At 63.9% G+C, this 16,731-nt stretch carries 13 protein-coding genes and 2 tRNA genes; 9 read left to right on the top strand and 6 right to left on the bottom strand.

Features of this window, described 5'->3' with window-relative positions; genetic code table 11:
• The first annotated feature begins 657 nt into the window (after positions 1-657).
• From AC1DS6_RS34210 to AC1DS6_RS34230, 5 genes are read left to right on the top strand one after another with little or no spacing between them, the layout of a single operon-like run.
• Positions 658-1,932 (top strand): ATP citrate lyase citrate-binding domain-containing protein, encoded by a 1,275-nt coding sequence (locus AC1DS6_RS34210; protein WP_477104110.1) that lies wholly within the window; start codon positions 658-660, stop codon positions 1,930-1,932.
• A 22-nt stretch (positions 1,933-1,954) separates the two neighbouring features.
• Positions 1,955-4,654 carry a CoA-binding protein gene (locus tag AC1DS6_RS34215; protein WP_441634623.1) on the top strand — a complete coding sequence of 900 codons (2,700 nt, stop codon included), beginning with the start codon at positions 1,955-1,957 and terminating at the stop codon, positions 4,652-4,654.
• Between the two features lie 19 nt (positions 4,655-4,673).
• A complete protein-coding gene (locus AC1DS6_RS34220) occupies positions 4,674-5,990 on the top strand; it encodes a CitMHS family transporter (protein ID WP_441634621.1) in 1,317 nt (438 codons plus the stop codon).
• 12 nt (positions 5,991-6,002) lie between these two features.
• On the top strand, positions 6,003-6,512 hold the full coding sequence (locus AC1DS6_RS34225; RefSeq protein ID WP_477104111.1) for a universal stress protein: 510 nt from the start codon (positions 6,003-6,005) through the stop codon (positions 6,510-6,512).
• Positions 6,509-7,630: an ABC transporter substrate-binding protein gene (locus AC1DS6_RS34230; protein WP_441634617.1), complete on the top strand. Its 1,122-nt coding sequence runs from the start codon at positions 6,509-6,511 to the stop codon at positions 7,628-7,630. The genes AC1DS6_RS34225 and AC1DS6_RS34230 overlap by 4 nt, the downstream gene beginning before the upstream one ends.
• Positions 7,631-7,632: 2 nt before the next feature.
• Here AC1DS6_RS34230 and AC1DS6_RS34235 read toward each other — a convergent pair whose 3' ends face one another.
• The gene (locus AC1DS6_RS34235; protein ID WP_477104112.1) at positions 7,633-8,676 is read right to left on the bottom strand and encodes an ABC transporter substrate-binding protein; all 1,044 of its coding nucleotides are present in this window, start codon (positions 8,674-8,676) and stop codon (positions 7,633-7,635) included.
• Positions 8,677-8,808: 132 nt separating this feature from the next.
• Here AC1DS6_RS34235 and AC1DS6_RS34240 point away from each other — a divergent pair, with 132 nt between their 5' ends.
• Together AC1DS6_RS34240 and AC1DS6_RS34245 are read left to right on the top strand one after the other, a co-directional pair.
• On the top strand, positions 8,809-9,489 hold the full coding sequence (locus AC1DS6_RS34240) for a response regulator (RefSeq protein WP_441634615.1): 681 nt from the start codon (positions 8,809-8,811) through the stop codon (positions 9,487-9,489).
• Positions 9,473-10,858, top strand: coding sequence for a sensor histidine kinase N-terminal domain-containing protein (locus tag AC1DS6_RS34245; RefSeq protein ID WP_477104113.1), 1,386 nt, complete (start codon positions 9,473-9,475; stop codon positions 10,856-10,858). The genes AC1DS6_RS34240 and AC1DS6_RS34245 overlap by 17 nt, the downstream gene beginning before the upstream one ends.
• A 197-nt stretch (positions 10,859-11,055) precedes the next feature.
• Here the strand turns inward: AC1DS6_RS34245 and AC1DS6_RS34250 are convergent, their stop codons facing one another.
• From AC1DS6_RS34250 to AC1DS6_RS34260, 3 genes are all read right to left on the bottom strand, one after another.
• Positions 11,056-11,304 (bottom strand): H-NS family nucleoid-associated regulatory protein, encoded by a 249-nt coding sequence (locus tag AC1DS6_RS34250; protein ID WP_441634611.1) that lies wholly within the window; start codon positions 11,302-11,304, stop codon positions 11,056-11,058.
• Between the two features lie 276 nt (positions 11,305-11,580).
• Positions 11,581-11,657, bottom strand: a tRNA-Arg gene (locus AC1DS6_RS34255).
• A gap of 127 nt (positions 11,658-11,784) precedes the next feature.
• Positions 11,785-12,627 (bottom strand): hypothetical protein, encoded by an 843-nt coding sequence (locus tag AC1DS6_RS34260; protein ID WP_441634609.1) that lies wholly within the window; start codon positions 12,625-12,627, stop codon positions 11,785-11,787.
• Positions 12,628-13,081: 454 nt separating this feature from the next.
• On the opposite strand from AC1DS6_RS34260, the gene AC1DS6_RS34265 reads away from it, so the two are divergent.
• On the top strand, positions 13,082-14,281 hold the full coding sequence (locus AC1DS6_RS34265) for a sterol desaturase family protein (protein ID WP_441634607.1): 1,200 nt from the start codon (positions 13,082-13,084) through the stop codon (positions 14,279-14,281).
• Complete coding sequence (locus tag AC1DS6_RS34270; RefSeq protein ID WP_477104114.1) at positions 14,278-15,147, top strand: YiiX/YebB-like N1pC/P60 family cysteine hydrolase; 870 nt, start codon at positions 14,278-14,280, stop codon at positions 15,145-15,147. The genes AC1DS6_RS34265 and AC1DS6_RS34270 overlap by 4 nt, the downstream gene beginning before the upstream one ends.
• Positions 15,148-15,235: 88 nt before the next feature.
• On the opposite strand, the gene AC1DS6_RS34275 is transcribed toward AC1DS6_RS34270, so the two are convergent.
• Positions 15,236-15,322 (bottom strand) — tRNA-Leu (locus AC1DS6_RS34275).
• A gap of 113 nt (positions 15,323-15,435) precedes the next feature.
• Positions 15,436-16,707: an amidohydrolase family protein gene (locus AC1DS6_RS34280; protein WP_441634603.1), complete on the bottom strand. Its 1,272-nt coding sequence runs from the start codon at positions 16,705-16,707 to the stop codon at positions 15,436-15,438.
• Positions 16,708-16,731 lie beyond the last annotated feature (24 nt).

The following is a 16,731-nucleotide window of genomic DNA, read 5'->3' on the forward strand; positions in this document are numbered from 1 at the left end:
ACTGGCTACATCCGTGATTTGCACCCCGGACATAACCAACATGTTTTACTGTGCGAGCACTTTATAACTTGTAAGCTAAAAGACCGAAGTCTTCCGCATCCGCTATCAAGCGCCCACACTTATCGGTTGTTTGTTTGTTAAAGAACTAGCCGCGGYTCGCTTTGCTTACCGCGTCGCTGCGTTTGCTGCAGCAGAGAAACGAGATTATGAAGAACCTTCTACGTTTCGTCAAACACTTTTAATCTTTTCTTGCTTCGGCAAGCCTCGCTTTTTTGCGCCGCCCACCTTTCCAGCAAACCCTGCAACCCTTGCCCCGCCTGCCTTGCAGCGCGGCGTTTGTGTTGCGAGGGGGCGAATACTAAAGCGTCGGCGCCCGCCTGACAAGCCCTTTCTGGAAAAAATTGCAGGAGCCGTTTCGATCACCCATCGCAAAGCACTTCAGTGCTCCATCTGGTGACGCCTGCGCACATCGCATAGTGCGCATCAGTATCTGGCAAAGGCGTTGCCCCCGCACTCAACACCCTGCCCCTCAAAGAGGCGCCCTGCCCTGCAGCCAGCTGCATGCGGGAAGTCCCTGCCCCCTGGATGTAAGCCGGGCGAAAGCTTCGCTGGAATAGCATGCCCCGGCGATCGTAGTTAATAGACGGAGGAGACAACATGCAAATCACCGGCATGCTTCACGGCGCGCGCTTGCTGCAACTCGTGGGCTTCCCCACGGCTGAGGTACTCGGGCCCGACGCCAACGACGACCAGATCAAAGCGCTGATCGAACGCCACAAACAAGTCTTCATCAAGCCGGTATTCCGCGGCGGTGTCGGCAAGAAGGGCAAGGCCGGCCTGCTGGGCCGGGTGGGTGACCTGGCATCGGCACTCAAGGAAAAAGAGCGGCTCTACTTTGCCGAGCACCACCACGGCAACCAGCACGCCAAGGCCAATGGCGTGACCTTCGAAGGCGGCGTGCCTTCCGACCACGAGATCTACTTTTCGCTGACCGATTCCACCGAGTTCCGCGCCCCGACCATGACCTTGACCCACCACGGCGGCATGGACATCGAGGAACTGGACGACAGCCAGGTCGCCCGCGTGCCTTTCAACCCGTTGACCGGCCTCAAGGCCTTTGTCGTGGCGAACGCGTTGAGCGGCCTGAACGCGCCAAAGGAGATCATCTCGCCGCTGGTGCAGCATTTGCCAAACCTGTGGGACCTGTTCCACGACTACGGCATGACCACGCTGGAGCTCAACCCGATCCGGATGCGCGCGGACAAGCGCGGGCGGCTCACGCCTGTCGCCTGCGACTTCAAGTGCGGCTTCGACCGCGACGATCCGCGCTGGCAGCGCCTGGACCTGCCGCCTCATCTGTTTGCTGTCGACACGTCGCCCTTCGAGCAAGAGATCAACCAGCTCCGTACCTATCAGGGGCAAAGTGACGTGTACATCATCAACGACAAGGGAACCATCCTGGCGCCGACCTTCGGAGGCGGCGCGAATTCCCTGGTGACGCAAATGCTGGGAGACGACGCCATCATCTCTTCCGACTTCGGCGGGAACCCGCCGTACGAGAAGATGAAGGCTGTCGCCGGCATCTGCTTCAAGCATTGGCTCAAGCAGAGCAACGTGCTGTTCATCATCGGGGGCAAGTCCAACAACACCGATATCTTCGAGACCTTCCGCGCCATGGCCGACGCGCTGCGGGAGCATTTCGGCAAGTACGGCGCCACGCCGCTCTACGTGGTGGTCGGACGCGGGGGACCGAACCTGGTCCGCGGCATGGCCGTGCTGCGCGACACGTGCGAGTCGCTCGGCCTGCCCTACGTGAGCTTTGGATTCGACTCGGCGATGAGCGAGGTGGTGGACTATGCTCGTAAGGTAGACGCCTGGATGAAAGCCGGTGGCCGCGCACAAGTCGCGGCCAGTTTGAATGTGACCGCCTGAAGTCACTGTACAGGAGACAACCATGCGCGCCAAAGGTGTTGGTGATTTCAAGTATTTCGTCGGTATTCAATCCTTGTCGGAAGTGGCCACGCGCGAGGACCGCGTGTGCGTGCTCAACATTATGGGAGGCGAGTCCAGCGACGTGACGCCGGTAGGCCATGCCTACTCTGGCGGCAACGTGGTGTTCGGCACCTCGCCAGGCCGCAAGGGGCAGGTGCTGGACACGCCGGCGGGGCCGATCCCGGTCTACAACAATGTACGTGAAGGCCTGGAGGCCGGCCACCGCTTCAATTGCGGCGTGGTCTATCTGCCGCCCTCTGCGGCCGACGACGGCGTAGTCGAGCTGATACGGGTCAACCCTGACCTCAAGAAGATCTTCATTCCAACCGAGAAGATGTCGGTACACGACGCCCGCGAAATCCGCGCGCTGGCCCAGCTCAACGGCGTCGATATCTTCGGAGGCAACAGCCTCGGCGTGGCCGACGCCTGGAATCAGGTTCGCATCGGTGGCGCGCTGGGCGGGGACGCGCCGGCCGACACCTTGCGCAAAGGCTCGATCGCGATCCTGTCGAACTCGGGCGGCTTCACCACCACCATTGCGCAGTACCTGCGCATGGCTGGCTGGGGCACGACCACGTTGATCTCTAGCGGCAAGGATGTCTACATTCACTACGCCGCCCCCGAATTCGCCTTCGCGCTGGCCCACGACGACCGTAGCAAGGCCGCGGTGCTGTATTGCGAGCCAGGCGGCTACTACGAACGCGATGCCAGCTTTACCAAACCGGTGGTGGCCTGCGTGGTCGGCCGCTGGAAGAGCAAGCTCACACGCGCCGTCGGCCATGCCGGGGCCATGGCCGGTGGCGCCGACGACGCCGAATCCAAAGAGCGCTGGTTCATGGAAAAATTCGGCGTCGATGCGCTATTCACGCCACAGAACCCGGTGGTCTCGGCCAAGGGCGCGGTGGTGGTCAATATCGCCGATATCCCGGCCGCGCTGACGGCTGTGATGCGTGCCAACGGCGTGCAGCCCGATTTCGCGCCGGAAGGCACGATGGAGCTCAAGCCCTGGTTCAGTGCCAGCCGGGGCCTGAAGCTGCCACCTGAACTCGATCTCGCCGTGGTGGAGGCGCCCGCGCCGTACGGCCAGCAGATTGCCGCCCTCAGGCAACAGATCGGTGCCATGCTACCCCGGCAGTCCATGAAAGACACGTCGGGCGCTTCGCAGATGGATGCCAGGACGCAGTTGACCAGCCTGCACGGCGTATCGATGCTCGACGCGGCGCAGCATCCGCTGGAGACCAACGTGAACCTGGCGCTGCTGCACGAGCCCGGTGGCGTCAACGACCAGCGATTGATCAACGTGGCCATCGGGGCCGGGCTGAACTTGCACGGCCACCCCGCGCTGGCGGCCGCCCAGGCCTCGCGCGATGCCGGCAACGCGCCCAACAGCGTACTGGCCACGGCGGCCAGCATCCTCGGGCCGCGCACGCAAGAGCGCGCGCGGGCACTGTCGCAAATGCTGATCGACGCGTTCGCGGCAGCCGGCCTCGACGATGCGATGAACGAAAGCTTCGACATCAGCGGGATCCAACTCGAAGACCCGGCCTTGTTCGTCGCGGACCAGGCCGACGGCCGCGCCGGCGCCATGCTCAATGGGCTAAAGGCCCGAGGCGCCAGGTCGGTGTTCATCAGCTACCTCCGCACCCTGCCGGGCCACCCGACGGAAGACGCTGTACTGGCCGCCATTACCACCACGCTGGCCTGGGGGCCGCTGATGCGCAAGCGCGTGTCGCGGATCACCGCGGAGAGCTTGCCTTGGTGGATGCGCTTGTTCGGCGCGCTGATCGGCGCCTCGGTGCCGGCGAATCAGCACGCGGCCGACAGTTTCTGCGGCATGGCGATCAGCGACATTCTGGAGCGACGGCCAATCAGCGAAGTCGCATTTGTCGCCCTCCTGGGCCTGACACCCAATCCTGCCGATCTGTATGCGTTCCAGGTGCTGGTCGGGCTGCTGCTAAGCAACGGACCGGGCACGATCTCCGCGCAGGGCGCCAAGGGCGCGGTGTCGGCGGACGGGCCCGAAGACCCGGGCCGCGTGCAGCTCAACAAAGCGCTGGCCGGCTTTCTCACGCACTCCGGCTATGCGCATGGCGGCAACGGCTACGAAGGCATCGCCTTCCTGATCGAGCAGTTCAAGGACACCGGCCTCAAGGACCCAGGCGACCCCAATCACGGTATCGACCTCAAGGCCCTGGCGCAGCGATATGTCAAACGCTATGCCGATTACAAGGCGAACAAGAAGAATACCGGCAGCCTGGACATCCAGAAGATCCCCGGCGTCAACCACCCGGTGTTCAAGGACAAGCCTGTCAACCACGACCCCCGGGAGGTGTTCATTGCCGGGCTGCTCGCCGGCCGCGGCGAGTACAACGTGTTCCACACCTTCTACCGTGAGCTGGTGCAAACCTTGTTCGATGAGGGCGTGTCGCGCACCGTCTACTGCGTGAATATCGACGCGGTGATCGCCGCGCTACTGCTCAAGATGCTCTGGCAGCCCTACCAGGGCGGACAGTACGCGGAAAGCGCGCTGGAGACGGCCGCCTTCACGATCTTCCTCTACCCGCGCATGCTTGGCTGCGCCGCCGAAATCGACGACCACCTGAACCGGGGCCGCAATATGGACACGCGCACGCCGGCTTCCCAGTGCCAGTTCGTAGCCTGAGAGAGCGGAGATACACGACATGCTGACCCTCCTCGCCTATTCGATGGTGATCGTTTTCATGGCGCTGATCATGACCAAGCGCCTTTCGGCCATGGTCGCGCTGATCCTGGTGCCGATCACGTTCGGGCTGATCGGTGGCTTTGGGATGGAGCTGGGGGCGATGATGCTGGATGGCATCAAGAAGCTCGCGCCGACGGGCGTGATGCTGATGTTTGCCATCCTGTATTTCGGCGTGATGATCGACGCCGGCTTGTTCGACCCGGCGGTGCGCGTGATCCTGAGAATGGTGGGCGGGGATCCGATGAAGATCGTCGTCGGCACCTTCGTGCTGGCAGTGTGCGTCTCGCTCGACGGCGACGGCTCCACCACCTACATGATCACCTGCGCCGCCATGCTCCCGCTCTACAAGCGGCTCGGCATCAGCCGCCTTGTGCTGGCGTGCGTAATCATGATGGCTGGCGGGCTGATGAACATCCTGCCCTGGGGCGGCCCCACCGCGCGCGCGGCGAGCGCGCTTGGCGTGGACGTGGGCCTGATCTTCGTACCGATGATCCTGCCGATGATCGTCACCGGGTGCTGGGGCTTGTTCGTCGCCTTCCTGCTGGGGCGCCGCGAGCGCACGCGGCTCGGCGCCATTGCGGCAGGCTCGGCGGATCCCGCTTCCGCCGCACAGCCGCAGGTGACAGCGGGCGACCCCGACATCGCCAGGCCCAGGCTCCTTTGGGTCAATTTCCTGCTGACCCTGGGACTCATGGTGCTGCTGATTCTCGGCACCATGCCGTTGCAGGTACTGTTCATGGTGGCCTCCGCGCTGGCGCTGATGATCAACTACCCCAGCCTCAAGGACCAGAAGGAGAGGCTCAGCTCGCATGCCGCCAATATTGTTCCCGTGGTGTCGCTGATCTTCGCTGCCGGTATCTTCGTGGGCATCCTGTCGGGCACCAAGATGGTCGACGCGATCGCGGCCAGCGTGATCAGCGCCGTGCCGGACTGGATGGGCCCTTACATGGCCATCGTCACCGGCGTGCTGAGCGTCCCGTTTACTTTTTTCATCTCGAACGACGCGTTCTACTTCGGCATCCTGCCTATCCTTGCCAAAGCGGCCGCCGTCTATGGCATTGGCGCCGCTGAAATCGGGCGCGCATCGCTGATCGGCCAGCAGGTGCACCTGCTCAGTCCACTGGTCGCATCGACCTATTTGCTGGTCGGCCTGGCCGAGGTCGAATTCGGCGACCACCAGCGCTACACGCTGCTCTGGGCCTTGTCGGCGGCGCTGGTCATGCTGGTGGCCACCGTTGTCTTCGGGGTCATCCCCATCGTTGGCCATGCCCATTGACGGTAGCCCACCATGCACAACGAAATCCGATCCATTCTCTATGCCGCGGACCTGAGCGAAGGCTGCGAAGACGCGCTGGCCTACGCCATCGGCCTGGCCAACCGGTTGGGCGCAAGACTGCAGGTGCTCACCGTTATCCCGGACCAGCGCGAGAAGTCGCTGATCGAGATCGATTCCCACGTGCCCCAGGACGCGCTCGACAGGTATCACCATGATCGCGCGCAACGGGTGAAGCTGCACATTGAAGCGCAGATCGCGGCCTTCTATGCCGTGCGCACGGACAAGAACCCGCCGCGGCCGATCACCGAGATCATCGTGTGCGAGGGGGACGACGTGGCCCAGCTTATCCTCGACGAAGCCCGTCTTGGGCCCGCTGACCTGATCCTGATGGGTTCGCATGGCGATGGTGTCCTGGCCGGCCTGCTGTTCGGCTCGGTAGCCCATGAAGTCATGCGCAAGACTCGCACCCCCCTGCTGCTGGTGCCGGTCAGCGGACGAGACGAAGCGGAAGGCAAAGCATGAAATTCCTCATCGGGCTGGGGTTCGGGCTGATCTGCACGCTCGGCATGGCGCAGGAGCCTGGGGAGCTCATGGGCTATGCGTCCAAGGGCAGTGTTCCGCCTGGCTATGCACCGGCGTACGCGGAGACGGTCAAGGCCGCCGAAGACGAAGGCCGGCTGGTGATTTACTCGACCACGGACGCGGGCATCGCCAAATTCCTGATTGCGGATTTCCGGGCCATGTATCCGCGTATCGACATCACCTATGAAGACCTGAACAGCACCGTGCTGTACCACCGCTTTGTCGCCGAGACACAGCTGGGCGGCGAATCCGCTGACGTGCTGTGGAGTTCAGCCATGGATCAGCAAGCCGCGCTGGTCGACAGTGGCTACACCATGACTTACGACTCTCCGGAAAAGGCGAACTTCCCGGAGTGGGCCAGTTGGAAGAACCAGGCCTTCGCCACCACCTACGAGCCGATCGTCGTCGCCTACAACAAGAAGCTGCTGCGGGCCGGCGAAGTGCCGCAGACACATGCCGACCTGGCCCGGCTTCTGAACAGCGACCCAACGCGCTTCAAGGGAAAGGTGGTCAGCTACGATATTGAAAAGTCCGGACTCGGCTTCTTTCTTGCCACGCAGGATGTCGCTGTATCGCCCGCATTCTGGGATGTCGCCCGCGCCCTGGGCAAGGCCGCGGCCCGCCTCGACCTGACGACCGACGCCATGGCCAGGCGCGTGGCCTCGGGCCAGGTGCTGGTTGGCTACAACCTGCTGGGCGCCTACACGGTGGCGCAGGCGCAGAAGAATCCATCGCTGGGCTATGTGTTCCCGAAGGACTACACGCTCGTCATGTCACGCATCATCGTGATCAACAAGAAGGCGGCACATCCCAACGCCGCAAAGCTCTGGGTGGACTACACGCTGTCCAAGCGCGGCCAGGCCGTGATTGCGAACAGCGCACACCTCTACGCGCTGCGCGACGACGTCGAAGGCGAATTCACCGCCGCCCGCCTCAGGCAAAGGCTTGGCGGCAGCCTGAGGCCGATCGCGGTCGGGCCGGGCCTGATTGGCTATCTCAACAACCAGAACTACCGGGATTTCATCCTGCAGTGGCGGCAAGCCGTAGTGCAGCCCTAGGCTTAGCGCGGCTGTGCCAGCGCGTCTTTCCAGCGCTTGAGGAATTCCTGCCGTTTGTTGCGGTCGAGATAGACCATCAGCCCGGCGCCGATCGCGATCGGCCGGATGTTGCTGCCCGCATCGAGCCGGAGCACTGCCGCATTGCCGCCGCCATGCGCATCGCTACGCAACGCAAACAAACCCAGCTGGTTTGCCAGCACGGTCTGGCCGCGCTTCGACAGCATGTAGTCGAGCCACAGCCTGGCTGCATTGGGATGCGCCGCGCGCCGCTGGATAAACGCAATGCGCGAGCCGACCAGCACGTAGTCCTGCGGATAGACAAAGCCGATCGCCGGATCGGTGCGCACCTTGTTGTACGCATAGGAACCCAACAGGTTGTAGGCCAGCAGGCTTTCGCCGGAGGCCACGCTCTCCAGCATGGCAGCGGTACTCGGGACTTGCCGGACCTGATTGGCACCGAGCGCCCGGGCCACGTCCCACCACATGCCGGATGCCTTCGCGTCCTGCGTGGCGAACAGGAAGCCCAGGCTCGAGTTCTCCAGGTCGTAGGTGATCACGCGGCCTTTGAAGCGTCCGGGAGCGGCCGTGAGCAGACGAATGAAATCGGCGTGCGTGCGTGGCACTTCGGCGGCGGCCAGCTGGCGCTTGTTGTAGGCAAAGCCGACTGGCTCAAGCGTCGTGCCCCAGGCCTCGTTCCTCCAGACCGCCCAGTCAGGCAGGCCGGCACGCTCCGGCGACGCGTACTGCAGGGCATAGCCATCGTTGACCAGCTTGACCTGCAGGTCCATGGCCGAACTCCACAGCACGTCGGCCGTGGCGCTGCCACCCTGAACCTCTTTCAGGAAGCGGTTGTAGACCTCGGTGCTATTGAGATCGTGGTACTCGACATCGACACCGGGGTACAAGGATTTGAAATCCGCAATCAGGTACCGGGCCTCTGCCATGTCGGTGGGCGAGTAAACAACCACCCTGCCCTCACGCTTCGCCGCCGCGATGGTCGCCGCGTAATCCGCGGGATAACCCTCGGGGACTTGGGCCCTCGCCATGGGTAGCATCAGCAGTAACAGGAGCCCGATCAACCATGCCCTCGATATCATGTTTCCTCCAGCCGGCGCGCCATTATAGCGACGCCAATGCCCTTTGCACCCATACCGGCAGTGCCGGCGAGGGTTGACCCCATGCGCACGCTGCTGGTCGAAGACAACCCGAAACTGGCGCGCTCGCTGACGGAGGCCCTGGGTGCCGCCGGCATGGTGCTCGATGTCGTGTCCGATGGCCTGCACGCGGACCAGTTGCTCCAGGCGGAACGCTACGACGTGGTCGTGCTCGACCTGGCGCTGCCGGGAATCAGCGGCATCGAAGTGCTGCGCCGTGCACGCGCCCGTGGCGACGATGTGCCGGTGCTGATCCTCACTGCGTCGGGTGAAACACCCGACCGGGTGCGCGGGCTGAACGCGGGCGCCGACGACTACCTGCCAAAGCCATTTGACCTGGCCGAACTGGTGGCCAGGTTGCGCGCCATCGCGCGGCGCCGGCAGGGCAGCACGCATGCTCTGTTCGAGATGGGCCGCCTGTGCTTCGACAGCGTGGCCATGGAGTTCAGCGTGGCCGGCCAGCCGCTGGTTTTGCCGCGGCGCGAGCATGGCGTGCTGGAGACCCTGATCACACGCGCCGGCCGGCCGGTCAGCAAGCAGGAGATGTGCGCGCAGTTATGCTCGCTCGACGACGCGGTCAGCGCGGAGGCCGTCGAACTTTACGTGCATCGGCTGCGCAAGCGCCTCGAGGGCAGCGGTACCCACATCCGGACCCTGCGCGGACTCGGCTACCGCCTGGAAGCGGTCGATGATTCGACTGCGTAACCACCTCCTCCGGTGGCTGCTAATTCCGCTGTCCGCCGTCTGGATAGTCGGATTCCGCATCAACTACGTGCGCACGCTGGAGCAGGCCAACCAGGCCTATGACCGTACCCTGCTCGGTTCAGCGCTTGCCATGGCGGAGCGGGTTTCGGTCCAGAGCGGCGAGCTGACCGTCGACGTGCCGTACGCCGCGCTGGAGATGCTGGAAACCCGCTCGCAGGACCGGATCTTCTACAAGGTGAGTTGCCTTGATCCGCCATCGCTCGTCACGGGCCAGGAGGACCTGCCCGCTCCGCCCACCGTGCCTGCGGGCGACCAGCCGTTGTTCCACAACGCCATGTACAACGGCGAGCCGGTACGGCTGGTGGCGCTGCGGCGACCGGTATACGAGGCCGTGCCTTGCGGCCCCTTGCTGGTCCAGGTCGGTGAAACCACGGGGGCGCGCGAAGCCTTGTCCAGGCGCATGCTGTTCGACACCAGCGCGATGCAGCTGACCCTGATCGCAGTGGCCGCGCTGCTGATCGCGCTCGGCGTCCGGCGCGGCCTGCTGCCGTTACGGCGTATCCGCGACGAAATCAAAGGCCGCGACCAGACCGACCTCACACCGATTGCCACGCAAACGGTGCCGCGCGAAGTGATTCCTCTGATCGAGGCGATCAATCTCCACACCGGCCGGCAGCGCCAGCTCAACGAGGCGCACCGGCAGTTCATCGCCGATGCGTCGCACCAGTTGAAGACGCCGCTTACGGTGCTCAAGGCGCAGGCGGCGCTGGCGCTGGCGCAGCACGACGCCCGCCGCGTGCGCGAAATCGTGAAGGAGATCCATGACAGCACCGATGCCACTTCACGCATGATCCAGCAACTGCTGGCGCTCGCGCGCAGCGAGTCAGGCCACGTCGTGGATGACGTGGGGCTCGACCTGACCGAGCTTGTGCGCCAGACGAGCTTCGACCTGTTGCCGCAAGCGCTCGAAAAGCGCATTGACCTCGGCTTCGACGGCAGCGGGCCGGTATGGATGACGGGACAACCGCTGCTGCTGCGCGAGCTTGCAGCCAATCTGGTCGACAACGCGATCCGCTACACGCCGGAAGGCGGACAAATCGACGTGTCGGTGGCGTGCGACGCAACGGGCAACGCCGTGCTGAATGTCAACGACAGCGGCCCTGGCATTCCGCCCGACGAGCGGGCCAAGGTATTCGGCCGCTTCTATCGCCTGCGCGGCTCGCGCGCCGACGGCTGTGGACTCGGGCTGTCGATCGTCAGGCAGATCGCCGACCGGCATGGCGCCCGCGTCGAACTCGGCCAGGCTCCCGGCAGCGGCGGCCTGCGCGTGAGCGTGGTGTTTCCACCCCGGCGTCTCCCGCCAGCCTGACGCGGAAAGCGCCCCGCGCACGTCAACGCAAAAGCATGAACATATCGACATGCATGCAGTCCGAACCGGAAAGCACCATGAGATTTACTTGAGCGAGGTACTGCGGGCGGATCCCAAAAAATGGAAAACCATACTTCGTCATCCCATGAAATGCTGGCGCCAGCATTTGGACGGGCGAAAGGCGGCATTGCGCCCGGTCATCCGACGACCCGGAAATGCTCCTGGCTCTGGCCCGCGCTGACCGCCCGCAGCAACCAGGAAGGCATCTCGCCCTGCCCGTCCCAGCTTCGCCCCTCCGCGTCGCGATAGCGTGCCACTGGCTTCTGTTCCGGTTCCGGCAACGGGAAACAGCCAGCATCCTCCAGGTCTGCCAAGGAGAGTCCGTGCTTCGCCATCTGGATCTTGACCCAGACAATGGCCGCAGCTTTTTCAATTTCGGAGGACATGGATGGAGGAGGAGACGGTATGGAGTTGGCTTGTTGACGGGTTCGGCGCGGCTAGTGCAGCCGCTGACAATCGCACGAAACTGCAACAAGAGTAAGGAAGGCGTCTTCAACTCGCCCGCGCTAGTCAGGCCAAGGAATCGAAAACACAAACAATCGACCTGCCCGCCCTCACCCCGGCACAAGACAGCCCATTCTTCGGTGTACCCCTGGGTGTATCCCGGCGCCCGAGAAAGACAAAAGGGTCAGCACGCGAAACGTGCTGACCCTTGTCATTGGTGGTGCGGCTGGCAGGATTCGAACCCACGACCCCTTGGTTCGTAGCCAAGTACTCTATCCAACTGAGCTACAGCCGCACGCGAAGACGGCATTCTAGCGCAACGGCGCAGAAATGCAAGCCCTCTTCTTTGATTGGGTGGGAAGGCCCCTTCATGCGGCGGTGAACCGGCTGAATCCGGCGCAGCGCAAGCGCGCGACTCGCCCCTACCAGCGGTAGCGCGCCCCCAGAGTGCCGCCAGGATTGCGGCCGGCTTTGAGCTTGACCCAGAGCTTGACGCCGCCGTTGGTGCTGCCGTGCGCTCCGAGATTGACAGAGAGAAGTCCGCGCAGCATGTCGGGATCGATGCGTGTGCCGTTGATATTGATCACCTGCTTGCGGTCCTGCCACAGGTCGGCCTCGACAAACGGATACACACCGTTGACTCCGGTAAGCCGACTCGGCTGTGTGCGATAGACCCGCAGGACGACTTCCGCGGCGCTTGCGTCTGCCTGCTGCCCGGCCAGGAAGCCGGATGCACTTCTGTCGGGAGCAGGCTGATAGGCGAGCTGCAAGCGCGGTTGTATCGTCAGGCCGCCACTGCGCGGGAGTACGGTATCCAGCGCGACAGCCATGCTTTGCATCCGGTTGCCGACGAAGCCGGTGGCAGATGTGACATCGTCCAGGTGCAGGGAAAGTTTGGCTGGCCGCGGCCCGTTGGCCGGTCCGGCATATATCGGATCGAGCACGGCCGCCGAGGGACCGGGGGCGTCATTGTCCGCACCGGGAGGAGGCGACCCGCCGGTCCAGGCCCATTTGCCGATCGACGCCACCAGAGGTGGCTGCGTATCCTCCACGGCGAGCCGCGCTGCCGGCGCAGGCGGATCCGGGAGGTCGCTGCCGACAATCTGCGGAGGCAGCGCCAAGGCGTTGCCGGCAGCCTGCTCAGACGACGGCGGAGCATTGCTGGCAACCTGCGCGTACGGATCAGATTCAGGCTGGTTCCAGCCGAGGCCGGCGTTGCCGGGCGTGGGGCGCTCCTCGGCCTGCACCAGGGCTGCCAGCAGCATCGCAAGAATCGAGCAACAGCACTGGCGGCACGGATGGGAGTGGACAGCGTGCGCGCAATGACCAGTACCAGCGGTGCTGGCACCGCCTCCTGTTGCGCTAGCAGATGACACGCGCCTGGCCATGACTGCAACCCCTGGCTGAAATGAACCATGTCGGCTTTGCTAGAGCATAGGTCAAACACTGGCCAAACGTTAGGGCGCTGGCACGCCTTGCGTGGGGCGCCGCACAGGACCGTTCGCCTGCCGGCCGGAACGTGTCGGACGGCGCCACATTGCTATGCAAATCGAAAGCGCTCCGCTAGGATCGCGGCTGGCAGCCAGGCCCGGCAGCGATGCCCGGCGCGCCAGCCGTAGCAGAACAAGAAGAAGCAAAACAACGGAATAGCGGAAGATGCGGATAAATAGCGATTCGACCGACAGGCCTGAAAATCCTGGCGGGTCCGATGATTCAAAAATGAAACAGAACGGCGCAGCCGGGAAACTGCCAATCGCCCCGGTGCACAACGTGTTGCGCGATACGCGCGACCTGCTGGGCAGCAGCGGCGAGCTTGCGGCCGGACGCGGCCTGATCACGGCCATCCTTGCGCTGGCCCTGGGCGGACTCAGCCTGCTGGGCGTGATCGCTTTCCATTTCCCGCAATACCTGACCACGCCCGAACTGCGCCACAAGTATTCGGTCGACGTATTGCGCCACGTCCTGTTTGCCGCGCTGCTGGTGTCAGGCGGCCTGTCGCTGAGCAACCTGGTGCTGGGGCGCCGCCGCAGTCTGAATGCCGCTGCCTTCGCGCTCGTGGCGCTGGCCGTGGCGCTCGGTGGCTCGCGAGTACCGGTGGGGGACTTCCCGGACCACACGCCATATATCGGCCTGGACTGGTTCATCCTCGACCTGCTGGGCTCGACACTGATTTTCGTGGTCATCGAAAAGATGTTCCCGCTCTATCGCGGGCAAGCCGTATTTCGCCGCGAATGGCAGACCGACCTCGTGCATTTCGCGGTCAATCACTTCATCGTTGGCCTGATCCTGCTGACGGTCAACTTCCTGATCTTCCGCTTGTTCGGCTGGCTGGTACGCGACAGCGTGCATGCTTTCGTGGGAGGTATCCCCTTCCTGCTGCAACTGCTGCTGTGCATACTGGCAGCCGACCTGGCGCAGTACTGGACCCATCGGGCCTATCACGAGGTGCCCTTCCTGTGGAAATTCCATTCCGTGCACCACAGCACCAAGACCATGGACTGGCTCGCCGGTTCGCGCCAGCACATCCTCGAACTGGTATTCACGCGGGTGCTGGTGCTGGCGCCGTTGTATGTGCTCGGGTTCAACAAGGCTGTCATCGACGCGTACATCATCATCGTGGGCTTCCAGGCGGTATTCAACCACGCCAATGTCCACCTGCCGTGGGGCCCGCTGCGCTACCTGGTGGTGACGCCGGATTTCCATCACTGGCACCACGCCTCGGATGACGAGGCGATCGACAAGAATTACTCGGCGCACTACGCCTTCCTCGATTACCTGTTCGGCACCGCGGTGAAGTCCGGCAGGCGCTTCCCCGAAAAATACGGCGTGGTCGGCGACTACATGCCCGATGGCTTCATACGGCAGCAACTCTTCCCCTTTCGGCGCATGCCTCCGGCGCGCAAGGACGACGAGGCATGAGCCGGCTCCTGATGATTGCCGGTGCGGCGCTGGCGGGCCTCGCACTGGGCGGCTGCGCGACGCAATGGGGCAGCCACGCGGACGATCTCAATGTCGCTGCGGCACAGGGCTCCGGGCTGCCGCTACGCTTCCAGCAGATGAGCCTGGAGGTGTCCGGGGTCGAAGTGCGCCCACTCGATATCGACGCCTTGCAGGTCGGCGATATCCTGCTCTCGGCAGCCACCTCATTCAACTCTTCGGCGATCCGGCTGGCGACGATATCGCAGGTCAGCCATTCGGCCGTCTATGTGGGCGGCGGCAATGTGGTGGAGGCAGTGGGCTCTGGCGTTCGGGTCTATCCGCTGCAACAGGCGCTGAATGACGGCGACATCATCGTGGCTTACCGCCACCCCGGGCTCGACGATGGTATGCGCCTGAAATTGCATGCCTTCGCGATGGCCCAGGTAGGCCAGCCGTATAACCATCTCGGCATCGCCATGCATGCGCCGTTTTCGCTGGAGCGGCGTCTGTGCGAACTGCCGGGTGTGCCCGGCGTGGTCCGCAACGCCTGCATGCGCAGCTTCAGCGCCATCCAGATGGCGCCCAACGAGCTGGATGCGCGCAACAGCTTCTTCTGCTCGCAACTGGTGCTCGCGTCCTACCGGGCGGCCGGCCTGTCGCTGACAAGCGCGGCGGACGACGCGGTCTCGCCGGCCGACCTGCTGCATATGCGGGAAGGCGACGTGCCCTCTTTCCAGGTCACGCGCAAGCTGGCTTATGTAGGGCGGCTGACGCCGGTATCGGCCTTGAGGGCCGATGGTACATCGGCAAGCCAGTCCGCGGACGACGATGAGTGGAGGATGCAATCCTGGTCCGCAGGACCCTGAGCAGACCAGAAGGCCTTGCCGCGGCACAGATCGCGCGGCACAAAAGAAAAAGGCCGCTGCATAAGCAACGGCCTTTTTCATCGAGTCTTGGTGCCCAGAAGAGGACTCGAACCTCCACAGTGTTGCCACCGCTAGGACCTGAACCTAGTGCGTCTACCAATTTCGCCATCTGGGCTTCGTCTCACTGCTTTGCTGCTGCAGCGCTGCGAAGAACAACATTATGCAGATTGCATAGTCAGCTGTCAACACCTGCCCTGCAATTTCTTCCCAGTCTTCCCAAAACCGGACTCAAGGCTGGAAACTGACCTGCCCGGGCCTGCCATCCAGGTGCAAGGTGGCGGTAGCCGGACGCGTGCTCGCCACCACCTTGCCCGCCCGCAGCACGAGCAGACGGGTAGCGCGCAAGCGGATTGCCTCGACCGGGTCGCGCGCCTGCAGCAGCACCAGGTCCGCGCGGCAGTCCGGTGCGATGCCGTAGCCCTCCAGCCCGAGGATCCGCGCCGGCGTCTCGGTGACGGCGGCAAAACACGCGCGCATCGCCTCCTGTCCCGTCATCTGCGCCACATGCAGGCCCATATGCGCCACCTCCAGCATGTCGCCGGAGCCCAGGCTGTACCAGGGATCCATCACGCAATCGTGGCCGAATGCCACCGGCACGCCCCCGGCCAGCAACTCCGGCACGCGGGTCATGCCACGCCGCTTCGGGTAGGTGTCGTGCCGGCCCTGCAGCGTGATGTTGATCAGCGGGTTGGCGATGGCCGCCACACCGGATTCTCGAATCAGCGGAATCAGCTTGGACACGTAGTAGTTGTCCATCGAATGCATCGAGGTCAGGTGCGAACCCGTGACCCGGCCCTGCAACCCGAGCCGCACGGTCTGGCATGCCAGTGTCTCGATATGGCGCGACAGCGGATCGTCACTCTCGTCGCAATGCATGTCCACCCGCAGCCCGCGCTCGCAGGCCAGCTCGCACAGGATGCGCACGGACTCCGCGCCATCGGCCATGGTGCGCTCGAAATGCGGGATGCCGCCCACCACGTCGACGCCCATGCCCAGGGCGCGCTTGAGGTTGTCGAGCGCGCCGGGCGCGCGCAGCACGCCGTCCTGCGGAAAGGCTACCAGTTGCAGGTCAAGGTAAGGCCGCACCTTCTCGCGCACGTGCAGCAGCGCCTCGGTGGCAAGCAAGCGCGGATCGCACACATCCACATGCGAACGGATCGCCAGCAGCCCCTTGGCCACCGCCCAGTCGCAATAGGCGAGTGCCCGCTCGACGATGGCATCCTGCGTCAGCAGCGGCTTGAGCTCGCCCCATAGCGCAATGCCTTCGAGCAACGTGCCCGACTGGTTGATGCGCGGCAAACCGTAGGACAGCGTGGAGTCCATATGGAAATGCGCATCCACAAAGGGCGGCGTGACAAGCTGCCCCGCCGCATCGACCTCGGCCGCCGCTGGCGCCTTGAGCGCCGGCTCGACTGCCTTGATGCGGTCGCCCGCGATGCCGATATCGATGCCGGTGCGGCCATCGGGGAGCGTGCAGTTGCGCAGGATAAGATCGAGCATAGTGGTTGTTTGTTATTCGCTACG

The sequence above is a fragment of the Cupriavidus sp. 05L310 genome (genome assembly GCF_056398185.1).

Excerpts from the sequence above, each read along its gene's own strand:
- AC1DS6_RS34235 (WP_477104112.1), bottom strand. The coding sequence starts at position 8,676 with ATGGCGAGGGCCCAAGTCCCCGAGGGTTATCCCGCGGATTACGCGGCG.
- AC1DS6_RS34265 (WP_441634607.1), top strand. The coding sequence starts at position 13,082 with ATGAAACAGAACGGCGCAGCCGGGAAACTGCCAATCGCCCCGGTGCAC.
- AC1DS6_RS34250 (WP_441634611.1), bottom strand. The coding sequence starts at position 11,304 with ATGTCCTCCGAAATTGAAAAAGCTGCGGCCATTGTCTGGGTCAAGATC.
- AC1DS6_RS34245 (WP_477104113.1), top strand. The coding sequence starts at position 9,473 with ATGATTCGACTGCGTAACCACCTCCTCCGGTGGCTGCTAATTCCGCTG.
- AC1DS6_RS34270 (WP_477104114.1), top strand. The coding sequence starts at position 14,278 with ATGAGCCGGCTCCTGATGATTGCCGGTGCGGCGCTGGCGGGCCTCGCA.
- AC1DS6_RS34230 (WP_441634617.1), top strand. The coding sequence starts at position 6,509 with ATGAAATTCCTCATCGGGCTGGGGTTCGGGCTGATCTGCACGCTCGGC.
- AC1DS6_RS34215 (WP_441634623.1), top strand. The coding sequence starts at position 1,955 with ATGCGCGCCAAAGGTGTTGGTGATTTCAAGTATTTCGTCGGTATTCAA.
- AC1DS6_RS34225 (WP_477104111.1), top strand. The coding sequence starts at position 6,003 with ATGCACAACGAAATCCGATCCATTCTCTATGCCGCGGACCTGAGCGAA.
- AC1DS6_RS34240 (WP_441634615.1), top strand. The coding sequence starts at position 8,809 with ATGCGCACGCTGCTGGTCGAAGACAACCCGAAACTGGCGCGCTCGCTG.
- AC1DS6_RS34210 (WP_477104110.1), top strand. The coding sequence starts at position 658 with ATGCAAATCACCGGCATGCTTCACGGCGCGCGCTTGCTGCAACTCGTG.
- AC1DS6_RS34260 (WP_441634609.1), bottom strand. The coding sequence starts at position 12,627 with ATGCTGCTGGCAGCCCTGGTGCAGGCCGAGGAGCGCCCCACGCCCGGC.
- AC1DS6_RS34220 (WP_441634621.1), top strand. The coding sequence starts at position 4,674 with ATGCTGACCCTCCTCGCCTATTCGATGGTGATCGTTTTCATGGCGCTG.
- AC1DS6_RS34280 (WP_441634603.1), bottom strand. The coding sequence starts at position 16,707 with ATGCTCGATCTTATCCTGCGCAACTGCACGCTCCCCGATGGCCGCACC.